Raw genomic sequence first — 3,657 nt, forward strand, 5'->3', positions numbered from 1 at the left:
TGATGCTGTACAAAGAATTTTTTATGAAAGAAATGAACTGGTCGGTAGTGCTTATGAAATTTACCTATTTCCAGGCTGTAATATCTCTTTTATTGCTGGCGGCAGCATGTATATTTTTTTACAAACGTGCTGTTCGTGCAAGGAAAAGCGAATTGACCGTTACAGCTGAATTTCAAAATGTTCAAACACATTAATATTAAATTTTATCATTTATGTCTGTTCGTTCTTTATTGTTTACGCCCGGCCCCCTGTCTACTTCCTTAACTGTAAAAGAAGCCATGTTGAAAGACATGGGTTCCCGGGATCATGCATTTATAGATGCGGTAAAAGATATCCGCAATGGATTATTGAAGCTGGCTCAGGTTAGCAAAGAAGATGATTACGAATGCGTGATCATCCAGGGCTCCGGTACTTTTGCCGTAGAGAGCGTGATCAGCAGTGTAGTGGGAGAAAAAGACAAACTGCTGGTATTGGCCAATGGCGCTTACGGAGAAAGGATCGTGAAAATGGCAGGCATTCACCGGCTGAATCACAACGTACTTCGTTTTGATGAAGATGCGATTGTAACACCCGAAGCAACGGAAACCTTTTTGAAAGATCATCCCGGCATTACGCATGTGGCCTGCATTCACAGTGAAACCACCACGGGTTTGTTCAATCCTGTAGCGGAAATTGCCGCAGCTTGTAAAAAATATGGCACAACATTTATAGTAGATGCCATGAGCAGCTTTGGAGGCGTTACAATGAATATGAAGTCTATGCAAATTGATTTTCTTGTTTCTTCTTCCAATAAATGCATTGAAGGCGTGCCGGGCTTTGCTTTTGCATTGTGCAAACGCAGTGAGCTGGAAAAAGCAAAAGGACTGGCGCGCAGCCTGAGCCTTGATCTGTACGATCAGTGGGCGGGGCTGGAAGCCAGCGGGCAATTCCGGTTTACACCGCCAACCTTAAGCCTTATGGCTTTCCGGCAGGCCATGAAAGAGCTGGAAGAAGAAGGAGGCATCCCTGCCCGTGAGCAAAGGTATAAAGCCAACAAGCAAATCCTGGATGAGGGAATGACCGCACTCGGTTTCAGGCAATACCTTAAGCCCGGGATCCAGGGACATATCATTTCTTCTTTTCTGTATCCTTCAGACCCCGGTTTCAATTTTGAGATTTTTTACGAAAAGCTGAACAAAAGAGGATTCGTTATTTATCCCGGCAAGCTCAGCAAGGCCAATGCTTTCCGCATTGGAAATATCGGCCAGATCTTTCCCGATGATGTAAAAGCGTTGCTTGCAGCTATTGAGGAAGTATTGAAAGAAGATGCGGTGACAGTATAAAATGTGGAAATGGGAACCTGCCAGGACCGCCGCGCTGCTTCGAAGTTGAGCAGTCCTAACAGGTTTGGGCCGAGGGCGTGAAAATGTCTGTCCAAATTTTCAATCTCAAATCTCAAATACAAAAAAGCCATACCTTTAAAAAAAGGATCGCTTATCATGAGTAATGAACTGCGCAGCCGCGGCTGGTTTGGAAAAGCCGGCAAAGATGGTTTTATATACCGGGCATGGATGAAAAATCAGGGTATCCCTTCCTATGAGTTTGAAGGAAAGCCTGTTATCGGCATTTGCAACACATGGTCTGAGCTAACGCCCTGCAATGCCCATTTCAGGGAGCTGGCCGAATCTGTAAAGCGCGGCATATACGAGGCCGGCGGTTTCCCGGTTGAATTCCCCGTAATGTCTTTGGGAGAAACGCTGATCAAGCCTACGGCTATGCTTTACCGTAACCTGGCCAGCATGGACGTGGAAGAGTCCATCCGTGCCAACCCGATGGACGGTGTGGTATTGCTTTGCGGCTGCGATAAAACCACTCCTTCGCTCGTAATGGGCGCCTGCAGTGTAAATTTACCCACCCTGGTGGTTTCCGGCGGCCCCATGCTCACAGGAAAATATAAAGGTAAAGATATCGGCACCAGTGATATCTGGCGTTTCAGTGAAGCCGTTCGGTCGGGTTCCATGTCGCAGGAAGCGCTGAGCGTTGCGGAAGCCTGCATGTGCAGAAGCCGCGGGCATTGCGCCGTGATGGGTACGGCCTCCACCATGGCCTGCATGGTAGAATCGCTCGGCCTGTCGCTGCCGGGCAATGCCGCTATCCCGGCAGCGGACTCACGGAGGAAAGTACTGGCCCAACTGTCGGGGATCCGCATTGTGGAAATGGTAAAAGAAAACCTGAAACTATCGGATATCCTCACCCGAAAAGCATTTGAAAATGCCATTAAGGTAAATGCGGCTATCGGGGGGTCTACTAACTTTGTGCTGCATTTACTGGCAATAGCCGGAAGAACAGGAGTGGATATCTCTATTGAAGATTTTGATATCCATTCCAAAGGCATACCGCTCATCGCTAATCTGCAGCCTTCGGGAAAATATTTCATGGAAGACCTGTACTATGCAGGAGGTTTACCTGCAGTGATGAAGGAAATGGAAAGCATGCTGCATAAAGATTGCATAACGGTAAACGGTAAAACCATAGCAGAAAATTTTTCCGACGCAGAATGCTACAACCGGGAAGTGATCTCCACCAGTGCTGAACCCTTCAACAAAATATCAGGTATAGTGGTGCTTAAGGGAAATGTTTGTGAAGCGGGCGCGGTGCTGAAGCCTTCAGCAGCCAGCGCACATTTGCTGAAGCATACCGGCAGGGCGGTAGTGTTTGAAGATATTGAAGATTACAAGAGCAGGATTGACGATCCCGATCTGGATATTGATGAAACCTGCGTTATGGTGCTCAAAAATGTGGGCCCCGCCGGCTATCCGGGTATGCCCGAAGTGGGCAATATGGGCATGCCTAAAAAATTATTGGCCAAAGGCGTAACCGATATGATCCGCATTTCCGATGGCAGGATGAGCGGAACGGGCTTCGGAACAGTAGTGCTGCATGTATCACCGGAAGCCGCCGTTGGCGGCAATCTTTCGCTCATCCAGAACGGCGATATGATTACACTCGATGTGGAGCAAAGGACCCTGCATGCAGATATAACAGCGGAAACGTTGAAAAAAAGGAAAGCGCAGAGCGTACAACCTCCTTCACCTTACAAACGCGGGTATGTGAATCTGTATCTTCAGCATGTGGAACAGGCACATCTGGGCGCTGATTTTGATTTCCTCAGGGGCTCATCAGGGAGTGAAGTAACAAGAGATTCGCATTAAATTTGAAATTTAAGATTTGAAATCAGTATGGTATGTATGACCCTTCAAAAGCATTCAATGGACAGGTAGCAATTGTAACAGGTGCGGGCCAGGGCATTGGCTTTGAAATTGCAAAGCAACTGGCTGCACAGGGCGCATCGGTTGTGTTGAATGACATAGATGAAAAATTAGCAACGGAAGCCGCTGCTGCTATTGCCAAAAAAGGCGGTTCCTGTATGGCATTACCGGGCGATGTATCTTCCCCGGATTTTATTACCGCAATGGTCAATGAAACAATAGCGCAATTTGGTAAGCTCACTATTGCCATTGCCAATGCCGGCATTACTTTGTTTGGCGACTTTCTGGATTACCCTCCCGACTCATTGTATAAAGTAATGCAGTTGAACCTGGGCGGCAGCTTTTTGCTGGCGCAGGCTACAGCCAAACAGATCATACAACACGGCAGCGGGGGAAGCATATTGTTCAT

The 3,657-nt window shown here is 47.5% G+C and carries 4 protein-coding genes; all 4 read left to right on the forward strand.

The features are described from left to right. Nucleotides 1-194: hypothetical protein (locus PLH26_RS20925; protein ID WP_324587964.1), on the forward strand; the 194-nt coding region annotated here is incomplete at its 5' end. An 18-nt stretch (nucleotides 195-212) separates the two neighbouring features. Further along, nucleotides 213-1,322, forward strand: coding sequence for a 2-aminoethylphosphonate--pyruvate transaminase (locus PLH26_RS20930; RefSeq protein WP_324587965.1), 1,110 nt, complete (start codon nucleotides 213-215; stop codon nucleotides 1,320-1,322). A gap of 156 nt (nucleotides 1,323-1,478) precedes the next feature. Beyond that, entirely contained in the window at nucleotides 1,479-3,191 is a 1,713-nt protein-coding gene (locus PLH26_RS20935; RefSeq protein WP_324587966.1) for an IlvD/Edd family dehydratase, read from the forward strand. Between the two features lie 32 nt (nucleotides 3,192-3,223). Next, nucleotides 3,224-3,657: SDR family NAD(P)-dependent oxidoreductase (locus PLH26_RS20940; protein WP_324587967.1), on the forward strand; the 434-nt coding region annotated here is incomplete at its 3' end.

The organism is Agriterribacter sp. (assembly GCF_035444585.1).
Classification (GTDB): Bacteria; Bacteroidota; Bacteroidia; order Chitinophagales; family Chitinophagaceae; genus Agriterribacter.